This window comes from Propioniciclava tarda (assembly GCF_900182665.1).
Classification (GTDB): domain Bacteria; phylum Actinomycetota; class Actinomycetes; order Propionibacteriales; family Propionibacteriaceae; genus Propioniciclava; species Propioniciclava tarda.
Map to the genome: position 1 here is coordinate 1 of NZ_FXTL01000024.1, position 19,453 is coordinate 19,453.

21 protein-coding genes and 1 tRNA gene are annotated in these 19,453 nt (G+C 69.5%); 14 read left to right on the forward strand and 8 right to left on the reverse strand.

Features of this window, described 5'->3' with window-relative positions:
• Nucleotides 1–340: 340 nt before the first annotated feature.
• The 5 genes from FN821_RS13505 to FN821_RS13525 form a co-directional block, all read right to left on the reverse strand.
• Nucleotides 341–883 (reverse strand): PIN domain-containing protein, encoded by a 543-nt coding sequence (locus FN821_RS13505; protein WP_131173072.1) that lies wholly within the window; start codon nt 881–883, stop codon nt 341–343.
• On the reverse strand, nt 880–2,019 hold the full coding sequence (locus FN821_RS13510; protein ID WP_131173073.1) for an XRE family transcriptional regulator: 1,140 nt from the start codon (nt 2,017–2,019) through the stop codon (nt 880–882). Before FN821_RS13510 ends, FN821_RS13505 begins: the two co-directional genes overlap by 4 nt.
• Before the next feature lie 244 nt (nt 2,020–2,263).
• A tRNA-Pro gene (locus FN821_RS13515) sits at nt 2,264–2,337 on the reverse strand.
• A gap of 55 nt (nt 2,338–2,392) precedes the next feature.
• Nucleotides 2,393–3,295, reverse strand: coding sequence for a metallophosphoesterase (locus FN821_RS13520; RefSeq protein WP_131173074.1), 903 nt, complete (start codon nt 3,293–3,295; stop codon nt 2,393–2,395).
• A 2-nt stretch (nt 3,296–3,297) separates the two neighbouring features.
• Nucleotides 3,298–5,697 (reverse strand): transglycosylase domain-containing protein, encoded by a 2,400-nt coding sequence (locus FN821_RS13525; protein WP_131173075.1) that lies wholly within the window; start codon nt 5,695–5,697, stop codon nt 3,298–3,300.
• Between the two features lie 200 nt (nt 5,698–5,897).
• On the opposite strand from FN821_RS13525, the gene FN821_RS13530 reads away from it, so the two are divergent.
• From FN821_RS13530 to FN821_RS13560, 7 genes are all read left to right on the forward strand, one after another.
• Nucleotides 5,898–6,167, forward strand: coding sequence for a WhiB family transcriptional regulator (locus FN821_RS13530; RefSeq protein ID WP_131173076.1), 270 nt, complete (start codon nt 5,898–5,900; stop codon nt 6,165–6,167).
• Between the two features lie 144 nt (nt 6,168–6,311).
• A complete protein-coding gene (gene sp36 / locus FN821_RS13535) occupies nt 6,312–6,479 on the forward strand; it encodes a Sp36 family protein (protein WP_131173077.1) in 168 nt (55 codons plus the stop codon).
• Nucleotides 6,476–6,940, forward strand: coding sequence for a RidA family protein (locus FN821_RS13540; protein ID WP_131173078.1), 465 nt, complete (start codon nt 6,476–6,478; stop codon nt 6,938–6,940). The genes sp36 and FN821_RS13540 overlap by 4 nt, the downstream gene beginning before the upstream one ends.
• 40 nt (nt 6,941–6,980) lie before the next feature.
• A complete protein-coding gene (nth, locus tag FN821_RS13545; protein ID WP_131173102.1) occupies nt 6,981–7,628 on the forward strand; it encodes an endonuclease III in 648 nt (215 codons plus the stop codon).
• Nucleotides 7,628–8,251 (forward strand): TlpA family protein disulfide reductase, encoded by a 624-nt coding sequence (locus FN821_RS13550; protein WP_131173079.1) that lies wholly within the window; start codon nt 7,628–7,630, stop codon nt 8,249–8,251. Before nth ends, FN821_RS13550 begins: the two co-directional genes overlap by 1 nt.
• 20 nt (nt 8,252–8,271) lie before the next feature.
• On the forward strand, nt 8,272–8,943 hold the full coding sequence (locus tag FN821_RS13555; protein ID WP_131173080.1) for an NUDIX hydrolase: 672 nt from the start codon (nt 8,272–8,274) through the stop codon (nt 8,941–8,943).
• Between the two features lie 37 nt (nt 8,944–8,980).
• Complete coding sequence (locus FN821_RS13560; protein WP_131173081.1) at nt 8,981–10,675, forward strand: alpha-glucosidase; 1,695 nt, start codon at nt 8,981–8,983, stop codon at nt 10,673–10,675.
• 130 nt (nt 10,676–10,805) lie between these two features.
• On the opposite strand, the gene FN821_RS13565 is transcribed toward FN821_RS13560, so the two are convergent.
• Nucleotides 10,806–11,333, reverse strand: coding sequence for a phage holin family protein (locus tag FN821_RS13565; protein ID WP_131173082.1), 528 nt, complete (start codon nt 11,331–11,333; stop codon nt 10,806–10,808).
• Between the two features lie 30 nt (nt 11,334–11,363).
• On the reverse strand, nt 11,364–12,152 hold the full coding sequence (locus tag FN821_RS13570; protein ID WP_165489381.1) for a class I SAM-dependent methyltransferase: 789 nt from the start codon (nt 12,150–12,152) through the stop codon (nt 11,364–11,366).
• 101 nt (nt 12,153–12,253) lie between these two features.
• On the opposite strand from FN821_RS13570, the gene ssd reads away from it, so the two are divergent.
• The 7 genes from ssd to FN821_RS13605 all read left to right on the forward strand — a co-directional run bounded on the left by ssd (nt 12,254) and on the right by FN821_RS13605 (nt 17,035).
• Nucleotides 12,254–13,297, forward strand: coding sequence for a septum site-determining protein Ssd (gene ssd / locus FN821_RS13575; protein ID WP_165489382.1), 1,044 nt, complete (start codon nt 12,254–12,256; stop codon nt 13,295–13,297).
• Entirely contained in the window at nt 13,294–14,433 is a 1,140-nt protein-coding gene (locus FN821_RS13580; RefSeq protein WP_180319768.1) for a TadA family conjugal transfer-associated ATPase, read from the forward strand. Before ssd ends, FN821_RS13580 begins: the two co-directional genes overlap by 4 nt.
• Nucleotides 14,433–15,230: a type II secretion system F family protein gene (locus FN821_RS13585; RefSeq protein ID WP_131173086.1), complete on the forward strand. Its 798-nt coding sequence runs from the start codon at nt 14,433–14,435 to the stop codon at nt 15,228–15,230. Before FN821_RS13580 ends, FN821_RS13585 begins: the two co-directional genes overlap by 1 nt.
• On the forward strand, nt 15,227–15,853 hold the full coding sequence (locus FN821_RS13590; protein WP_131173087.1) for a type II secretion system F family protein: 627 nt from the start codon (nt 15,227–15,229) through the stop codon (nt 15,851–15,853). The genes FN821_RS13585 and FN821_RS13590 overlap by 4 nt, the downstream gene beginning before the upstream one ends.
• A gap of 129 nt (nt 15,854–15,982) precedes the next feature.
• Nucleotides 15,983–16,207 carry a hypothetical protein gene (locus tag FN821_RS13595; protein WP_131173088.1) on the forward strand — a complete coding sequence of 75 codons (225 nt, stop codon included), beginning with the start codon at nt 15,983–15,985 and terminating at the stop codon, nt 16,205–16,207.
• Between the two features lie 61 nt (nt 16,208–16,268).
• Entirely contained in the window at nt 16,269–16,604 is a 336-nt protein-coding gene (locus tag FN821_RS13600) for a hypothetical protein (RefSeq protein ID WP_131173089.1), read from the forward strand.
• Nucleotides 16,601–17,035, forward strand: a complete 435-nt coding sequence (locus FN821_RS13605) for an Rv3654c family TadE-like protein (protein ID WP_165489383.1) — start codon at nt 16,601–16,603, stop codon at nt 17,033–17,035. The genes FN821_RS13600 and FN821_RS13605 overlap by 4 nt, the downstream gene beginning before the upstream one ends.
• Nucleotides 17,036–17,171: 136 nt before the next feature.
• Here the strand turns inward: FN821_RS13605 and FN821_RS13610 are convergent, their stop codons facing one another.
• On the reverse strand, nt 17,172–19,445 hold the full coding sequence (locus FN821_RS13610) for a DEAD/DEAH box helicase (protein ID WP_131173091.1): 2,274 nt from the start codon (nt 19,443–19,445) through the stop codon (nt 17,172–17,174).
• Between the last annotated feature and the right edge of the window lie 8 nt (nt 19,446–19,453).

Consider the following 19,453-nt stretch of genomic DNA (forward strand, 5'->3'; position numbering starts at 1 on the left):
TGATCAGAGCTACTTGGACTTCAGATCATCCCCGGGAAGGTGCGCCCCTTCACGTCACCCCGCCGAGGACCATCCACAGGTTCTGATCATTGCTCGGGGAGTGGGTCGCGCTGCTTCAAGAGTTGGCGACTCGTCTCGCCAACGGCCAGTTCTATAACCGCGATTTACCGGCTATCGACGAGCCGCTCGCTCAGGTGGTCGACCGCTACGTTCGACGGCGTCGAACCTAGCCGCCCTCTTGCGACTCTTGCCGGTCTGCTGAGGCGAGCGACAATTGCCCGGAACTGGCAAGGCCTTCCGACCTTCGAGGGACTGTGGCCTCCGCCCGGTTGCTCCGGGCCTATCCCCTACTAATTCGTCCCGATTCGATTGCCCACTGCGCGAATCCGCCTGGCGGAAATGGGAGCCGATAGTCGGTCTGGAGGAGAGAATCAGCGACTGCCGACACTGTGTCGAGCGTGAGCAGTCCATCTGCAACGGCGTCACACAACAGTCCGAGGGTTCTGCGGGCGCGGACCCCGTTGGCGGATCCGGCCTTGTGCCCGGCGTAGTCGTCAACCACAGCGACCAGCCCGTGTATCTCAGCGAGCGCCAGTACCCCGCATTCTCCCGTGTTGCGGCCATCGTCGCCGACGAGTCGCCGAGCGTAGCGGCTGTAGGCTTCGATTTCGGCCTCGGACTTGATCGGCGCGACCTCGATCCAGCTGTGCGAGAGGATCTGAGAGAGCCATGGGTAGACCCCGCAGGCTCCCTGTATTTCCCTCTCGACGGTGTCAGGAATCACAACGACGTGGCCGGGTGCGAGCATCTGCAGCACGCCGAGCCAGCCTGCCCTCGCGAAGTGGCTCAGTGGACCGGTGTCAACGACCCATCCCGCGGTCATTCCGTGAGCGCCCAGAGCGAACCCTCATCCACCGTTGCTCGAGTGGGTAGATCGTCTTCGCTGAAGTTCTGCCGCAATAGCGACAGAGCGCGGGCGCTCGTGACATCGTCCGCACGGTAAGCGCGCAGAACTGCTCGCTCATACTCTGGGTGCAGCCAGGTCCCCTCAAGGTCGTGGGGGACGTAAAGGTCGTTCTCTACGATGTCGGATCGGTTGGTCCGTACTTGCCGCAACTCGGACGCGGTCGCACGGTCGACAAGACCGAGATCGTTGTGTAGTCGGCGCGCGAGAGTGGACATGTCGACCCGGAAGGTCGACGCGAGCATGACCGCTGCCCGTCGAACGCCGTCGACGCTCAGTCGACTCCAGTGTTCACGTACCGCAGCCGCCGGGAGGAGGAACGCTCGTGCAAATCGGTCCATTCGGGCTTCGTGCTGATCCTCACTCGTTGGAGGGTCGACGCGGAAGTCCTCCACGTAGCCGTCATTGACTAGGTAGTGGCATAGCTCGTGTGCAAGCGCGAGGCGGCGGCGGCCGACGGCATTCGCAGAGTTGATCACGGCGATCCCCCAGGTGTCGCTGCTTGTGGATGCCGCGTCGGCTCCGCCACCGAGCGATTCTGCGAAAGGTACGAGTCCAATCGCCCATGCCGCGGTGGTGAGCGCGTCGGCGGGAGCTTCGGGCCCGATTCCGCAGAGCTGGCGCGCCCTCCCCGCCAACGCTTCTGCATTGGCGGAGGAGTCTGGCCGCTCAAAGATCTCCGGACGGGCGGGCACCTGCAAGTGGCCCAGTTCAACCAAGAGTGCGACATCAGCCAGCGATTGCTCCAGCACGACGTCTATCTCCGAACTTACCCACTCGGGGGTTGTGGCCCCGCGATGCTGGGGGATGCCGGCCAGTCGCGGCAAAACGAACCATTCGAGCCGACGACCCAGTTCGCGCGCAATGCCGGCGAGTTCTAGTGCGTTCACCTTGCGCTGCCCGGACTCGATCTTGGCCAACACGCTGCGCTCCAGCCCCAGAGACTGTGCAAGTTGTGTCTGCGTGAGGCCCTTCTGCATCCGTGCCTCGATGATTCGGGTAGCAACCTCGCCCCATTCCATGTGTGCGATTATCGCACATGCATGCAAGGCCATGGTGTCTAGTCTTGAGAACGCCGATGACACGGATCTTTAGCGACTTGCCTTCGCCCAGCCCTTCAAGGCCTGCTTGGCGCCTCAGAAGCGGGGCTGTCGTGAGGTAGGTGCTCAACTCAAATCCTGCGCGTAACGGTCAGAAGTGGGCGGACGTGTGCTCACGTTAGGGCACGGTAAGGGCACGAAACCAAGAGAGCCGCTCCGACGTAGGTCATTCGACCTAGCCAGAGCGGCTTCCCGCAGGTCGGGGTGACAGGATTTGAACCTGCGCCCTCTTCGTCCCGAACGAAGCGCGCTACCAAGCTGCGCCACACCCCGATGCCCCGGTTCCCCAGGAGCCTGAAGGAGTCTAGCCCAATCGGCGGGGCTGCACCTATTCGGGACGCGGCGTGAGAGTGAGTAGCGAGACCTCGGGCGGGCAGGCGAAACGGAAGGGCGCGAACGGCGACATCCCGACGCCCCCCGACACGTGGACCCAGCAGGAGTGCCCGTCCGCTGTCTCGTGTCGGAACAGCCCCTTCGCCTGCGCGGGAGGAAGGTCGCAGTTCGACGTCAGCGCCCCGTACCCGGGTACGCACACCTGACCGCCGTGCGTGTGTCCGGCGAACACCAGTCGGACGCCGTCGCGCGCCATCGCGTCCAGGACCCGGCTGTAGGGCGAGTGCGTGACGCCGAGTGGGACGGTGCCAGCGGCGGGCGGTCCGGCCACCTGCGCGTACTTGTCGCGCGACTCGTGGGCGTCGCCGGTGCCGCGCAGTTCGATCGTCTGTCCGCGGACGTCGACTGTTCCACGAGCGTTGTTGAGGTCGAGCCAGCCGCCGGACGCCAGCGCCTCGCGCACCTCGTCCGGACGCATGACCGCCGCCTCGCCCGCTTCCTTCGCGGACGTCTTCCACACATAGCTGATCGGGTTGCGGAATCGAGGGCCCTGGAAGTCGTTCGAGCCGAAGACGAAGCCGCCGGGCGTCCGGAGCAGTGGCTCGAGGGCATCGCCGAAGGCGCCCACGGCGTCCGGTGACGAGAGGTTGTCGCCGGTGCTGATGACCAGGTCCGGACGCAGGCCGGCAAGGGACGCCACGAATGCGAGGCGACGGCGCTGCCAGGGCAGCAGGTGGACGTCCGAGAAGTGCAGGACGCGCAGGGGCTCGCTGCCGGGCTCGAGCACGGGTACGTCGTAGCGGCGCACTCGGTACGCGGCCGACTCCACGAAGGTGCCGTACGCAACGCACGCAGCGCCCACCGCGAGGGTGAGCGCTGCGGCTGAGACGATGCGCAAGGCTACGGGTTCCCGGGTGCCGCCGGCGGGGCGGGGGCGGCAGGAGCAGCCGGAGCCGCGGGCGCAACCGTGACCGGCGGCGGGGGCGGACGGAGCCGCTCGAAGTAACTGGTCATGCTGCCGATCGACGCGTTGGTGCGCGCGTTCCGATACGGGGAGTCCTTGGGCCGAACGAACTCCGTCTTGGGCAGCAGCGGCAACACCTTCAGCATCGTCGGACGCCAGATCGAGCCGCCCGCCTCGGGGCCGGATCCGCCAGACAGCGTGTAACCCGTCTTGCTGTTCACCGTGTAGTAGTCGGTGGAACCACCACCGCTGGAGATCACGATGTGGGCCCCGTGCACCCGCAGGCCCGCCAACTGCGGAAGCACCTGCCCGGAGCGGATGTTCTTGATGGCCTCGGGATGTTTGGGGTCGGACGTGATGATCGCCGAGCCGGCGATGTCGGGCGTGAAGCCGTTGGTGAGGATCGTCGGCGCGTCCGTCTGGGTGCCGGTCTTTCCCGACACCAGATAGCCCGAGATCATCGCCTTGCGCGCGGTGCCGTCGCCCGAGAACGGGCCATGCAAGATGTCCGCGACACGGTCTGCCACATCCTGCGGAATGGCCTGCTGGCAGTTGGCGCTGGGCACCGCGTACTGGCGGTTCTTGTTGTCGGTGATGCTCTTGAGGATGATCGGATCGCAGCGCATGCCGCGGGCCGCCAGGGTCGCGTAGGACGACGCCAGCGACAGCGGGGTGACGGCCGTGTTGCCGAGGGTGAAGGTGGGCTTCTCGCCGTCGACGAACTCGCCCGCGTTGACCTGGTTGATCAGCTTGCCGTTGGGCAGGATGCCGGTCTGCAGGTTCGCGCCGTCGGCGCGCTTCAGGCCGAGGGCTTCGGCCGCCTTCACGACGTTGCAGACGCCGACCTGCTTCTCGAGCTGGGTGAAGTACGTGTTGGACGAGAACGTGGCGCCCGCGTACATATTCAGGTCGCCCGCCAGGCCGGAGCCGACGACCTCCCAGCCGCCCTTCTTGTCGTACACGGTGGCGGTCGTGTTGCGGTTGCCCGCGCAGCCGCCGAAGTTGGTGCCGTTCTTGAAGAAGACGGTCTTGCCGGCCTTGATGTAGTCGTCGATCGGGTCCACTCCGGCGAGCACGGCCGCGGTGAGGGTGAACGCCTTGAACGTTGAGCCGCCCTCGCGACCGCCCTTACCGTTGAGTTCGTTGGAGGCGTTGTAGTTGAGGTACGTCTGGCCCTTGGCCGTGTCCGTGCCGATCTCGTACTTGCTCTGCGCCATGGCCAGGATCAGACCCGTGCCCGGCTGGATCAGGTTCATCATGCCGTCCACCGGATCGGTGGGGGCGATGAAGTTCGACACGGACTCCTGGGCGGCGTCCTGGAAGCGCGGATCGATCTGGGTCTGGATGATCAAGCCGGCCTGGTTCAGCGTGTTGTACCTGGACGCCTTGGAGTCGCCGAGGCTCGGGGTCTGCTTCACCAGCACCTGTTCGACGTAGTCACATAGGTGTGGGTAGCGGCTCGCCGCGCAGCCGCGCGCGGGGTTGGCGACGACCTTCGTCTTATCGAACTGGTAAGTCTTCGCCGCGGCGGCGTCCGCTGGGGTGATGACCTTTAGTTCGGTGAGCCGGTCCAAAACGTTGCGCATGCGCTCGGTGGCGGCGGCGACGTTCGTGATCGGGTTGGTGGTGACGGGGTTGCGCACGATGCCCGCGAGCATCGCTGCCTGGGGCAGGGTCAGGTCCTTGGCGGCGACGCCGAAGTAGTGCTGCGCGGCGGCCTCGACGCCGTAGGACTTGTCGCCGAAGAAGGCGATGTTGAGGTAGCGCTCGAGGATCTGGTCCTTGGTGAGCTGCTTCTCGAGCGCGATCGCGTAGCGAAGCTCGAGGATCTTGCGGGTGACCGTGCGGCTGTTGGCTGCCTCGATGGCGGCGGTGTCGTTGCGCGCCGCGGCGTCGTACAGGAGGGCCAACTTCACGTACTGCATCGTCAGCGTCGATCCGCCCTGCATGTTGCCGCTGCCACTGCGGACCAGGGCGCGCAGCGTCGCGCGCAGGTCGAGCGCACCGTGCTCGTAGAACCGGTCGTCCTCGATGCCGACTTGGGCCTGCCGCATGATCGGAGCGATCTGGTCGATCGTCACGTTCTTGCGGTTCTGATCGAAGAAGGTGGTGAGCAGCGAGCCGTCAGCCATCAGCACCTTCGAGCCTTCGGATGGCGGGGCCACCTTGAGCTCTTCCGGCAGTGAGTTCAGGGCGCTCGCAAAAGCCTTGCCGCTTTCGGCGACGAGTCCCGCCGTCGGCACGAACAGCCCCGCTGCGAGGACGCCGCCCAAGACGCTGACCAGCAGAAACATCATGGCTGAGTACAGGCGTCGTCCGGAGTTGGGCACACGCATGCGTCCTAGGGTACGGGGTCTTGGGCCCTGACCCGACCCCGAGAACCTGTGAAGGTGCTCAACGTCCTCTAAGGGGTAGTCGCGCACATTGTCCTGGCGGCCACACAGGCTTGTCAGGTCAGTGCGTGGCAGTTACCCTTTCGTTACGTTCCAGGGAGCACGAGGTTCCCCTACGACCCCTTGTCAGAGAGGTCTTCCACATGGCGGTGAGCAGCACGGACGACTGGACCATGAAGGCCCGGTGTCGCGGCATGCAAGACCAGTTGTTTCCGGAAGGCGCCGATCAGAAGCGCGCCAGGGCGGTCTGCATGGGGTGCGCGGTCCGCTCAGAGTGCTTGGCGGAAGCCCTCGACAATCGCATCGAGTGGGGCGTGTGGGGCGGCATGACCGAACGCGAACGTCGTCAGTTGCTTCGCCAGCGCACAGACATTTCGTCCTGGAGTTCCGTCCTCTGCCACAAGCCGAGCTAGCCAGACTCCTCAACGCCCCGTCCGTTCGGCCGGGGCGTTTCGCATGTCCGCTTGATCGGACGCCGCAGCGTCCCGCCCGTCGACGCCTGAGCCCGGGACGGTGGCCGCAATAGAACTGTCGGCGACGCCCGATAGGCTGGTGGCATGACAACGTGGGAGTACGCGACGGTGCCCGTCCTGACGCATGCGACGAAGCAGATCCTGGATTCCTGGGGGGCGGATGGGTGGGAGCTGGTGCAGGTCGTGCCGGGGCCGAACCCGGAGAACCTCGTGGCGTACCTCAAGCGACCCAAGAACAAGGAGCAGAAGTGACTGATCAGTTGGCCTCCGAGCGCCTCGCCGCGCTCGGCCTCGAACTGCCCGCCGTCGCCAAGCCGCTGGCGGCCTACGTGCCCGCCCTCGCGGTCGGCAACCAGGTCTGGACGTCCGGCCAGCTGCCGGTGCGAGAAGGCAAGCTCATCGCGTCCGGCAAGCTCGGCGGCGAGGTGACGCCCGAGCAGGGCGTCGCGTGCGCCCAGCAGTGTGCGTTGAACGCGATCGCGGCCGCAGCGTCCATCGCCGGCGGCATCGACAAGATCAAGCGGATCGTGAAGCTCGTCGTGTTCGTCGCGAGTGACCCGTCCTTCACCGCCCAGCCCGCCGTCGCCAACGGCGCCAGCGAGCTGATGGGTGCGGTCTTCGGCGAGGCCGGTGCGCACGTCCGGTCGGCGTTCGGCGTGGCCGTCCTGCCCCTGGACGCCCCGGTCGAGTTGGAACTGATCGTCGAGGTCTGAGTTGGAGTCGAGGCTGGCGCTCGTCCGGCGTGCGCGCCGGATGGACGCCATCCTGGCCGACACCTACCCGGACGCCCACTGCGAGCTCGACTTCTCGACGCCGCTGGAGCTGCTCGTCGCGACGATCCTGAGCGCCCAGTCGACCGATGCGGGCGTCAACCGGGTCACGCCGGCGCTGTTCGCGCGCTATCCGGACGCCGCCGCCTACGCCGGTGCCGATCGGGCCGAGCTCGAAGAGCTGATCCACGCGACGGGGTTCTTCCGGGCCAAGGCCAACCATCTGCTCGGGCTCGGCGCCGCGCTGGTTGAGCGCTACGACGGCCAGGTGCCGACCAAGCTGAAAGACCTGGTCACGCTGCCGGGCGTCGGACGCAAGACGGCCAACGTCGTCCTCGGCGACGTTTTCGGCGTGCCAGGCATCACGACGGACACGCACTTCATGCGGCTGTCGAAGCGGTTCGGCTGGACGGCGTCCGATGCCCCCGAGATCGTCGAGGCCGAGGTCGGTGCACTGTTCCCCAAGAAGGACTGGGTGGGTCTGTCGCATCGGGTGATCTGGCACGGACGCCGCCGCTGCCACGCGCGCAAGCCGGCCTGCGGGGCCTGCCCCGCGGCGCGACTGTGTCCGAGTTACGGCGAGGGTCCGGTCGATCCGATCGCTGCGGCGAAGCTCGTCAAGGGCACCTGATGCGCCGCTGGCTAGCGGCGTTGGCCGCGGTCGGGCTGCTCGCGGGCTGCGCCGGTCCGGTCGCACCGAAGGTCCCGGGTGGGAGCCCGACCACGTCGGGGGCCGCGCCCGCGGCGTCCGACCCGACGCTGATCGCCCAACGCAAAGCCGCCGGGCTGCCGGACTGCGAGGTGACTGCCGGGGGCGCGACGCCGCTCCCGGTCGGGCTGCCCGACCTCGAACTGCGCTGCCTGGGCTCGGACCGCGCGGTGAACCTCGCGCAGCTGCGCGGGCGTCCGATGGTGATCAACGTGTGGGCGCAGTGGTGCGGTCCGTGCAGACAGGAGGCCCCCTCGTTCGCCCAGCTCGCGAAGCGGGCCGGAGACCGGGTCCGCGTGCTGGGGATCGACCTGGACGATCCAGATCCGGCGGCGGCGATCGAGTTCGCGCGGGCGTCCGGCTGGACCTACCCGCACCTGGTGGACGCGACGTCGCAGCTCAAGTCGAAGATGGCCATGGCCGGCATCCCGATCACCCTCTTCGTGGACGCCGAGGGTCGCGTCGTGCTGCGAAGGACCGGCGGGATCGAGTCGCCGGACGAGTTGCTCGGACTGGTCAAGGACTACCTCGGGGTGACGCTGTGACCCCTGCTGGGCTGAGGCCGTTGCTCGAGGGACTGGCGACGCCGTCGGCCATGGAGGCGCTGATGATCGGGCGCGGGGCGTCCGGCACGATGCGGCGGGCGTCGGTGCTGGCGCTGCTGTGGCAGGACGCCTCATGTCCGACTCCTGCGTCGAGCACCGAATCGACGTCGGGGTTGGAGCCGCCGGGCGGCCTGCGCGTCGTGTTGATCGAGAAGAGCGCCCACCTGCGCAACCACGCCGGTCAGGTCGCCTTTCCCGGCGGTCGAATCGAGCCGGGGGAGTCGCCCGTCCAGGCGGCGCTTCGGGAGGCGTCCGAAGAGGTCGGCATCGAGGCGTCCGGGGTGGAGGTGCTCGGCGAACTGCCGCCGGCGAGCGTCATGGCGTCGGGGTTCGACGTGCACACGATCGTGGCCTGGTGGACGCGTCCGGTTGCGCTGCGGCCCGTCGACGTCGGGGAGGTGGCGGCGGTCCACCAGGTGGCGGTGGCCGGCCTGCTCGACCCGGCCAACCGGGCCACCTGGGTGCTCGGGCAGACGCACTCGGGGCCGGTGTTCTGCGTCGGCGACCTGTTCATCTGGGGCCTGACCGGGCACCTGCTATCAGGGCTGTTCGAGCTGGCCGGCTGGACGCGTCCCTGGGACGCCTCGCGGTGCCTTGAGATTCCTCCGAGGTTCTTCCGCGGCCGCACCTGAGGTGGACTTTGTCGGCGACCCCGGGAAGGATGGGCGCATGGATCAGCAGTGGTGGAAGAGTGCGGTCGTCTATCAGATCTACCCGCGGTCGTTCGCGGACGCCGACGGCGACGGGGTGGGTGACCTGCGGGGCATCATCAACCACCTCGATCACGTCCACGCCCTGGGGGCCGACGTGGTGTGGCTGTCGCCGGTCTACCGCTCGCCGATGGACGACAACGGCTACGACATCTCCGACTACAACGACGTTGATCCGAGCTTCGGCACGCTGGCCGACCTCGACGAGCTGATCGCCGGCCTGCACGCCCGCGGCATGAAGCTCGTCATGGACCTTGTGGTCAACCACACCTCAGACGAGCACGCGTGGTTCACGGCGTCGCGCGACAAGGCGTCCGACAAGCGGGACTGGTACATCTGGCGACCGGCGCGTCCGGGGCACGAGCCGGGCACGCCGGGGGCCGAGCCGACCAACTGGTCGTCGTTCTTCGGGGGTCCGGCCTGGGAGTTCGACGAGGCGTCCGGCGAGTACTACCTGCACCTGTTCAGCCGCAAGCAGCCCGACCTGAACTGGGAGAACCCCGACGTGCGCGAGGCGGTGTACTCGATGATGCGGTGGTGGGTCGAACGCGGCGTCGACGGCTTCCGGATGGACGTCATCAACCTGATCTCCAAGACCTACCCGTTGACGGACGGGGCGGTCGAGCCCGGTCAGCAGCTGAGCTTCGAGCTGGCGAAGGTGACCGACGGCCCGCGGCTGATCGAGTTCCTCGAAGAGATGAACGCCGCCGTGGGGCTCCGTGAGAAGGCGCTGTTCACGGTGGGCGAGATGGTCGAGGTGGACGTCGAGCGGGCCCGGGCGTACACGTCGGAGAAGCATCCCCGGTTGAACATGGTCTTCACGTTCGAACACATGGGCCTCGACATGCAGCCGGGCTTCGACAAGTTCGTCCTCAAGCCGCTCCATCTGCCCGATCTCAAGAAGAACCTGGCGTCCTGGCAGGAGGGTCTGGCCGAGGAAGGCTGGAACTCCCTGTACTGGGACAACCACGATCAGCCGCGAGCGGTGTCCCGATTCGGCGACGACTCGCCCCGCCATCGGGTGGCGTCGGCGAAGACGCTGGCGACGGTCTTGCACCTGCACCGGGGCACGCCGTACGTGTACCAGGGCGAGGAACTCGGCATGACCAATGCCGGGTTCACCTCCATCGACCAGTACCGCGACATCGAGGCGCTCAACTACTATCAGGGGGCTCTCGCGGCCGGGGCGTCTGAGCAGGCCGTGCTGGCCGGGATGGCGTTCAAGACGCGCGACAACGGGCGCACTCCCATGTGTTGGTCGGACGCGCCCGGCGCCGGCTTCACGACGGGGACGCCCTGGATCGAGATCAACGCCAACGCCGCGGAGATCAACGCGGCGTCGCAGGTGGACGATCCCAGCTCAGTGTTCGCCCACTACCAGCGGCTGATCGAGCTGCGGCATACCAACGAGGTCGTGCGCGAAGGGCGGTTCGACCTGTTGCTGCCCGAGCACGAGCGGCTGTGGGTGTTCACGCGCACGTGGGGTGACGAGCGGTTGCTCGTCATCGCGAACATGAGCTCGTTCGTGGTCGGGGTACCGATGGGCGACCTGCCCGATCTGGAGCACGCGCGGCTGATCCTGACCAACCTTCCCGGTGACGCCGACGACGTGCAGACCCTGGAGCCCTGGGAGTCGCGGGTCTACGCGCTGTAGAGCGGGATGGCGGGCTGAGGTCTGTTCCGGAACCCGCTGAGACGTCACGGACATCGCGCCCGACGGGGACAGCGGCGTTCTGCCGGTCGTGTCCTCCTCGGCAGCGCCATGGACGCCGCCCGGCGCCGTGCTACGAGGCGTCCGACTCGGGGCGGTCGGTGAGGTGCTTGGGGCCGGAGAAAACGGTCACGATCTGGCCGGTCTCGTCGCGCGTGATGACTTTCTTGCCGCGCGTGGCGATGAGGCGGACGTTGGCGAGCCCGGTGTCGGCGGCTCCGCCGACGGCGTCCACGGTCTTGCTGACCTGCTCCATGGCGGCCTGAGGCGTCCGGAGCTTCTTGACGTTCAGGAAGCCGAGCACGCCGAGGACGGCGGCGACCAAGAGGTAGACGCCCGCCGCGCACAGGAAGCCGAAGCCGAACGCGCCGACCGGGCTGGTGCGCTCCCAGAAGAGGTTCGTGAACGCGAAGCCGAGGCTGAGGAACAGCACGTTGACGGCGAGCGCTGCGACGAGGCCCGCTCCAGCGAGCAGTCCGGCGCCCAGGCCGGCCTTCTTCACGCCCGGGATGACCTCGGCCTTGGCGAGCTCGATCTCACCGCGCACGATCGTGCGGATATCTGACGTGATCTGGCTCACGGTGGACTCGATGTCGGCCATGGGTGTCTCCTCGCTGCGACTGCGTTCATGCTAGCCGGGCCGTGAGGCGTCCGATAGCGGATGCCTTGACAGGCTGATCGAGAGCCCGTCGTCCGGCAGATTGAGTGCAGAGGTGAATTCCGTGTGGTCGACGTAGCCGCGCCAGCAGGCGACGCGGTAGGGCAGCAGCAGCGGCTCGGGCGCCCGGGCGGACGACTCGTACAGGGCCTCGACTTCGGTCAGCAGCGGGTTGAGGCGTTCGGCCTCCAGGCGCGGGAAGCGTCGGCGGACCATGTCGATCAGGCCATCGCGGGTCGTGGGGGCCCAGAGGCGGAAGTCCTTGCGCTCCACCTCGGGGAAATACGGGCTCTCGGCCAGGTGGTCGACGGCCGCGGACCCGTAGTCGCCGGCCATGGCGTCCGGGTCGACGGTCCGCATCAGCTTGACGAGCCGGCGGACCCAGGGCACCGAGTCGTCCCGGATCGTGTACGCGATCGCCAGGTGGCCGCCTGGGCGGAGCACGCGGGCCAGCTCGGGCAGCGCCGCGCCGGCGTTGAGGGTGTGGAAGCTCTGGTTGATCAGCACCACATCGAAGGCGCACGGGACGAAGGGCAGCGCGGACGCCTCCGACACTGTCGGCAGGGCGCGGGGGGCATGCGCCAGCAGGCGCCGGACGCCGCTCGGATCGGGGTCCGCCGCGGTCAGGATGTCGCCGCGCTCGTCCAGCGTGGCCATCAGCGGGGCGCAGGTGCGGCCCAGAGCCAGGACGTGACCGCCCTTGGCGCCGACGAGCCAGTCCAGGGCGTTGGCGGGGAACGTCGACTGGATGCGGGCGGTCATGGGGGTCATCGTACGAGGCGCTGAGGGCGGCCGCTGGCGAGAGTTATCCACAGATTTCGCGCGGATGACAGAAATCGGGCCCCGGCGCCCAATGTGTGGGCGTGAAGACAGCTCGATTCGTCCTGCTCACGCGGGAAGAGGCCATTTCGGACGCCGTCGGCGCGGCCGCGGCCGCCCACGGGGTGGAGGTCGAGGTGCTGGCCTCGGCGGACGCCGCCCTGAGTTCGTGGTCGTCCGCGGACGTCGTGCTCGTGGGCGGCGACCAGGCCGCGGCGCTGGCGTCCCATGGGCCCAAGGAGCGGACGGGCGTGTATCTGGTCGGGGGCGATCCGGCGCAACTGGGGCGCTGGTCGGTGCCGCTGGCCGGACGGGTCATCGTGCTGCCGGAGGGGCTCGCCGCCTTGTCGGCCGTGCTCGCCGAGGACCGAGGGCTCGGTGCGCCGGTGGTGGCCGTCGTGGGTGGATCGGGCGGCATCGGCGCCTCGACGGTCGCGGCGGGCCTCGCGGTCAGCGCGCGGCGTCGTGGGCTGACCGCGGCTCTGGTCGACCTGGATCCGGTGGGCGGTGGCGTCGACCTGCTGCTGGGCGCCGAACGGACGCCGGGCTGGCGTTGGCCCGATCTGCTCGGGGCGCGAGGGGAGGTCACCGATGTGCGCCGGTTCCTGCCGCAGGTGGACGGCCTCACGGTGGTGTCGATGGGACGCCCCGTCCGGGGTGGTCCTGCGGGCGAGGTGCCCTCGGGGGAGTCGATCAAGGCGGTGCTCGGGGCGCTGGGCCGACATCACGATCTGGTGGTCGCGGACGTGGGGCGGGTGCCGATCGCCGGCGCGCGTCCGGTCGTGGGGCGCTGCCGGATGAGCCTGGTGGTCACCGGGACGGGGGTCCGATCGGTGGCGGCGACCGCGTCCGTGCTGGGGGCCGTCGAACTGGCTGCGCCGGCTTTGGTGGTGCGGCAGCAGGGCGGCAGCAGGGTCCCGGCCGACGTGATCGGGCGGGCGCTCGGTCTGGCGGTGGCCGGGGTGCTGCGCGAGGACAAGGCATTGCGGCGCGGCGGCGAGGTGGGGGAGCCGCCCGGACGCGCGGGCCGCGGGCGGTGGCAGCGGGCGATAGGGCGCCTGCTCGATGGGCTGGCGGTGAAGTCGTGACGGTCGATCTCGTGCGGGTGCGCGAGCGGCTGAGCGCGCAGGGGCAACAGGCCGAGCCTGCCGCGGTCGCAGCCGCGCTCGAGTGGCTCGGGTACCTGGTGAGTGACGCGTCCGTGCTGGCCACGCTGGCCGAACTGCGGCGGGAGAGCCGCGGCGCGGGCCTGCTGGACGACTTGCTGGCGCTGCCTGGGGTGACCGACGTCGTGGTCAACGGGCCAGAGGAGGTGTTCGTTGATCGGGGGGAGGGGCTCGTGCCGGCGGGCGTCCGGTTCAACTCCGACGAGGACGTGCGCCGGCTCGCGGTCCGGCTGGCCGCCCGCGTGGGGCGGCGGCTGGACGATGGGCGTCCGTTCGTGGACGCTCGGCTGCCGGACGGCACCCGGGTCCACGCCGTGCTGGGCTGCCTGGCCGATCCGGGCACGTGCATCTCCTTGCGCGTCCCGTCGCGGGTGCGGCTCACGCTGGACGACTGGGAGGCGTCCGGATCGGTGACTGCGGTCGGACGCGAGCTGCTCGCCGGCCTGATCGAGCGCAAGCGGGCCTTCCTCGTGGCGGGCGGCACCGGGTCGGGCAAGACCACGCTGCTGGCGTCCATGCTGGGGCTGGCGCCGCCGACCGACCGGCTCGTCATCGTGGAGGACTCCCGAGAGCTGAACCCCGACCACCCGCACTGCGTTCGGCTGGAGGCGCGTCCGGCCAACGCCGAAGGGGCCGGGGCGGTGACGCTCACCGATCTGGTGCGTCAGGCGCTGCGGATGCGTCCGGACCGGCTCATCGTGGGCGAGGTCCGCGGGGCCGAGCTGGTCGATCTGCTGGGCGCGCTGAACACCGGCCACGAGGGCGGCTGCGGCACGGTGCACGCGAACTCGACGGAGGCGGTCCCCGCTCGACTAGAGGCGTTGGGGGCGCTCGGGGGACTCGGCCGGGCGGCGGTGCATGCTCAGGCGGCGGCGGCGCTGGACGCCTGCCTCCAGGTGAAGCGCGCCACCGACGGACGGCGCTACCTGGCCGAGATCGCCGTGCTGGAGGCCGGTGGCGACGGCCTGGTGCGGGCGTGCGCGGCGGCGTCCTTCGACGAGTCCGGACGCCTCCGGCGCGAGCCGTCCTTCGCGCGCCTCGAACGGCTGGTGGCCTGATGCTGTCGGCGTTGGCGGCGGGGCTGTTCGTGCTTGTCGCCTGGGAGTGCGCCGACCGGCGGCTGCTGCGCCGACTGGTCCCGGTGGCGCGGGAGCGTCCGGCCAGGCGGGCCCCGCGGCTGGGCTGGCTGGTGGTGGCTGCGCTGGCCGCCGGTGTCGTGTTGGCCGGTCTACTCGATGGACGCCGCGGCGCGGCCCTGGCGCTCGCGTCCGGGTGCGGACTGGCTGGGGCGCTCGGACTGCATCGCCGAGGCGTCCGACGAAAACGTGCGTCCGCCGAGCAGGCTTCGGTGGCTCGCGCGGGCGAAGCACTGTCGGGACTGCTGGCGGTCGGCGCGGTGCCGGCCGTGGCGCTGGTTTCGGTTGCTGCGGAGCATCCGGTGTTGGCCGAGGCGGCCGCCGAACAGGAGATCGGCGGCGACGTGTGTTCGGCTCTGCGCCGCTCTGCCGGCCTGCCGGGGCGGCAAGGCCTGGCCGAGTTGGCGGCGGCTTGGCAGATCTCGGTGACGACGGGGGCATCCATGGCTCGCTCGATCGACGCGATCGCCGAGGAACTCCACCGGCGCCAGGAACTGGCGTCGACCGTGGCCGTCGAGCTCGCGGCCAGCCGCGCGGCGTCCCGGCTGCTCGCCGTGTTGCCGGTCGCCGGCATCGGTCTGGGCTACGGCTTCGGGGGCGATCCGGTCGCCTTTCTGACCGGAAACCCGCTGGGCCAGGCGTGCCTGGTGGTGGCGGTCACCCTCGCGGTGGCCGGACTGTGGTGGACCGACGCGCTCGCAGATCGGGCGAGCCGATGACGTCGGCGCTGACGATGGAAGCCGTCGTCGCCGCGTTCGCGACCGCGGTCGCAGTGTGGCTGTGGCTGGGGGAGAACCCTCTTGACCGGCTGCGACCGGCCAGGGCTGCACCCGCGTGGTGGCCGTTTCGGCAAGGTAGGCCGCGGATCGAGTTCGGGACGCGGCGCGCCGCCGCTCGGGCGCAAGCCATCGCCGACGGCGTCCCGGTGGTGTGCGACCTGTTGGCGGTCTGCGTGGAGGCGGGTCGGCCAGCCCGGATTGCTTTGCGGGTCGTGGCCGAGGCGTCCGAGGAGCCCACCCGAGGCATTCTGCTGGGCATCAGCCACCAGATCGAGCTGGGCGTGGATGAGCTGCACGCCTGGCAGGCGCTGGCCAAGGAGCCCGGCTACCGAGGGGTGGCCAGGGATATGGCGCGGTCGGTGCGGTCCGGGGTGGCGTTGGGCGACCTGCTGCGCGGTCACGCTGCGCAGGCGCGGGCGTCCGCTGAGACGGCGGCTCGAGAGCGGGCGCGCCAGGTGGCCGTCAGCGGCGTGCTGCCGCTCGTGACCTGCTTCCTGCCCGCCTTCCTGCTGGTCGGTGTCGTGCCGATCTTCGGCGGAATCATCGGGCGCCTGCTCGGCTGAGGAGCGTGTGGGAGCGGCGCGATCGGGGACTTATCCACAGATTTCGTCGACGTGAAAGAAATCGGCCCTTTCCGCCCAATGTGTGGGTGCGTCGCAAGAGGGCGGCGTCGAGGAACACAAGGAGTAGTCATGAGCAAGCAAGTCGAGCCGAGCGTCGTCACCCTCGACCGCCCGCAGCGCCTGAGCCTGCGCGAACGAGGCATGGTCACGATCGAGTACGCCATCGGTGCCGTGTTGGTGATCGTCCTGGTGGGCGTGATCATCGCGGCGATCCAGCAGGGCTGGTTCGGGGACCTGGTCCACAGCCTGGTCGCCCTGCTGATGCAGGCGATCCCCCGGGCGCTGGGCGCCTGACAACCAACATGCCGGGGCGGGCGGCGCGTCCGCCCCGGCCAGGCGCGAGAGGAGTGTCGCAGTGAGGCAGGCGCAGCGAGGCATGGTGACCGTTGAGCTGGCGCTCGTCAGCGTGCTCGTTGCCGGGGCCGTCGCCCTGGGCTGCTGGGTGCTGACGCAACTGTTCATCTTCGATCAATGCCAGATCACGGCCAATGAGGTGGCCCGCCAGGCCGCCCGAGGAGACGCGCAGGCCACCCAGCGTGCGCGGATGGACGCTCCGCCCGGGGCCGTTGTCGTCGTGACCGACGCCGCGGGCGCAACCACCGTCAAGGTGCGGTTCACTCCGGTGCTGCTGGGCGTCCCCATGACGTCGTGGGATGCGACCGCGGTGGTGCTCAACGAGGCGCGTCCGTGACGGCGAGTCACCGGCAGGGTGAGCCCCTGGCGTCCGAGGCGAGCCGGGGGAACCGAGCTTCGATCGGACGCCGCGAGCGCGGCCTGGCGACGTGGCTGGCAGCCGCGGGGCTCGTCGTGCTCGGGGGTGTGCTTGCCGCTGGAGTGGTGGCGCTCATCCTGCAGACCAATGCCCATCGGGTGCAGGGTGCCGCGGACCTCGTCGCGATCACCGCGGCGCAGGCCAAGAGCCTGGGCACCGGCGAGCCATGTGCAGCCGCGAGCCGAGCCGCCGCGGCGTCCGACGTGGAGGTGGTCGACTGTTCGGTCGGGGGTGACGAGTTGGAGTTCGTCGTCACCGTGTCGGTGCGCGGCGGGAACCGAGCCGTGCTGCTCGGCTTTCCCGTGCCGGCCGAAGCGAGCGCCCATGCAGGGGTGAGGCGCGGCGGATGAGACTCTCCTTCGCCCAGGACACGAACCGGCTCGCCTGGTCGGGACTCGGCCCATGGATCGCCTTCACCCAGGACACGCCAGGCAGCTTGGCCAAGGGCGAACGACCGCTCGCACCTCGGTGCGTCAGCTGGGGTGGTCAGGCCAAGCTGAGCACTCGAACGAGTTCGCTCGCCCCCCGCTTGTCCAAGGGGTTGTTGCCACTTCCGCACTTCGGCGACTGCACGCAGGCTGGGCAGCCGTTGTCGCACGGGCAGCTCAGCAGGCGGTCCAACACCGCCCGCCACCAGAGGTCGGCGTTGAGGTAGCCAAGTTCGGCGAAGCCGGCTCCACCCGGGAGCCCGTCGTGGACGAACACGGTGAGGCGTCCGGTGTCGGGGTGCAGGACGGTGGAGAGACCACCGATGTCCCAGCGATCACAGGGGACGATGGCTGGCAGCAGGCCGATCGCGGTGTGTTCGGCGGCATGCACGGCGCCGGGCAACTCCGCCGGGTCGACGTCGAGGGCGCCCAACACGTCGTCGGGCAGCGTCCACCACGTCGCCTTGGTGACCATGGTCCGCACCGGGAGGTCGAGGGGCGTCGAGTCCCAGACGTCGCCGGTCTTGGCGTCCCGACGCAGATAGCCGGTGACCTGGCTGGACAGCTCCACCGTTCCGTAGCTCAGGGTGGCCAGCCCCAGGCCCTTCGTCCGGTCGGTGCCGATGATGCGGACGCCACCCACGCTCTGGGGCTGGGTGAAGTAGTCGGGCGCCGACCGCACGGCCGAGGCGATGCGCTGGTCCGCGTCAAAGCCCTGGATCAGCCACTGCTCACCCTGGTGGACGTAGATCGCGTCCGGATGGAGCGTTCGATCGGCGGCCGCGGCGTCCACTTGCCCGATGACCCGTCCGGTGGCGGCTTCCACGATGTCGCAGGCCTTGCCCTGCATGGACCGCAGATCGATGGAGTCGACGGCGCGGTTGGCGTGCGGCCAGAACCAGCCAGCCGGACGCCGACGCAGCACCCCCTGGGACGCGAGGGTGTCCGCGAGGGCTGGCATCCCGGGCCCGAAGAACTGCGCGTCAGCCTCTGTCAGCGGGTGCTCTTGGGCGGCGGCGGCCAGGTGGGGGCCCATGACGTAGGGATTGTCGGGGAACACGACGGTGCGCTCGATCGGGCGGTCGACAAGGAGCTCCGGGTGGGCGACCAGGTAGGCGTCCAGGGGGTCCTCCCGGGCGAGCAGCACGGCGAGGGCGTCTCGGCCCGTGCGCCCGGCTCGTCCCACCTGCTGCCACAGGGCCGCGACCGTTCCAGGGAAGCCGACCGACAAGACGGCGTCCATGCCGGAGATGTCGACGCCCAGTTCGAGCGCGTTCGTGCAGGCGACGCCCCGGAGGCGTCCGGACTGCAACTCGGCTTCGAGGGCCCGCCGGTCCTCGGCCAGGTAGCCGCCGCGATACGCAGCTACGGATTCGGGATCGGCGACGAGGTCGCGGGCGCGCAGCGCGATGAGCTCGGCCTGGATCCGGGAGGTGGTGAATGCCAGCGTTTGGCCCCGCTCCGACAAGCTGGCGAGCAGGGTGGCCGCGTCCTGAGTCAGGGTCGGGCTGGGGGCCCTCAGGACGAAGTCGAGGGCGGCGGCCGGCGAGCCGTCGGCGTCCACCAAGGCAACGTCGTCCACGCTGGCGAGACTGCGCCCGACCGCGTCCGCGGACGCGATCGTCGCGGACACGAAGATGAACGTCGGGTCCGCGCCGTAGAGCCGGCAAATCCGGCGCAGCCGTCGCAGCACCAACGCCAGGTGGGCGCCGAAGACCCCTTTGTAGCGATGGGCCTCGTCGATCACCACGTACCGCAGGTCGCCGAGGAACCGCGTCCACTTGGCGTGGTTGGGCAGCACCGATCGATGGATCATGTCCGGGTTGCTGAGGACGTACGAGGCAAAGTCGCGCGCGAATCGACGCTGCTCGATGCCGGAATCGCCGTCGAGCGTGGACACCTTGAAGTCGGACAGGCCCAAGCTCTCGCAGACCCGCAGCTGGTCATGGGCGAGGGCCTTGGTGGGGGCGAGGTAGAGCGCCGTGTGGCGGCGAGCGAGGCCGAGCCGGTCGCGGGCCAGCGGCGATCCGCTGGTCGGGGGTGGCGCCCACCCGACGCGTCCGCAGATGCTGGCCGCGGCGATCGGCAGCAGGTACGCCAGGGTCTTACCCGAGGCCGTGCCCGTCGCGACGGCCACGTGCCGACCCTCGTGGGCGAGTTGGGCCGCCTCGGCCTGATGACTCCACAGCGACTGGACGCCCAGGCGCTCCAGCGCGTCAGTGATCTCGGGCCCGACCCAGTCAGGGAGGGGGCAGGTGGTGGCAGGGCGAGCCGGACGACGGTGCACATGGACCGTCGCCTCGTCCTCGGCCAGCCACTCCGGCAACCCCACCGGCTCGC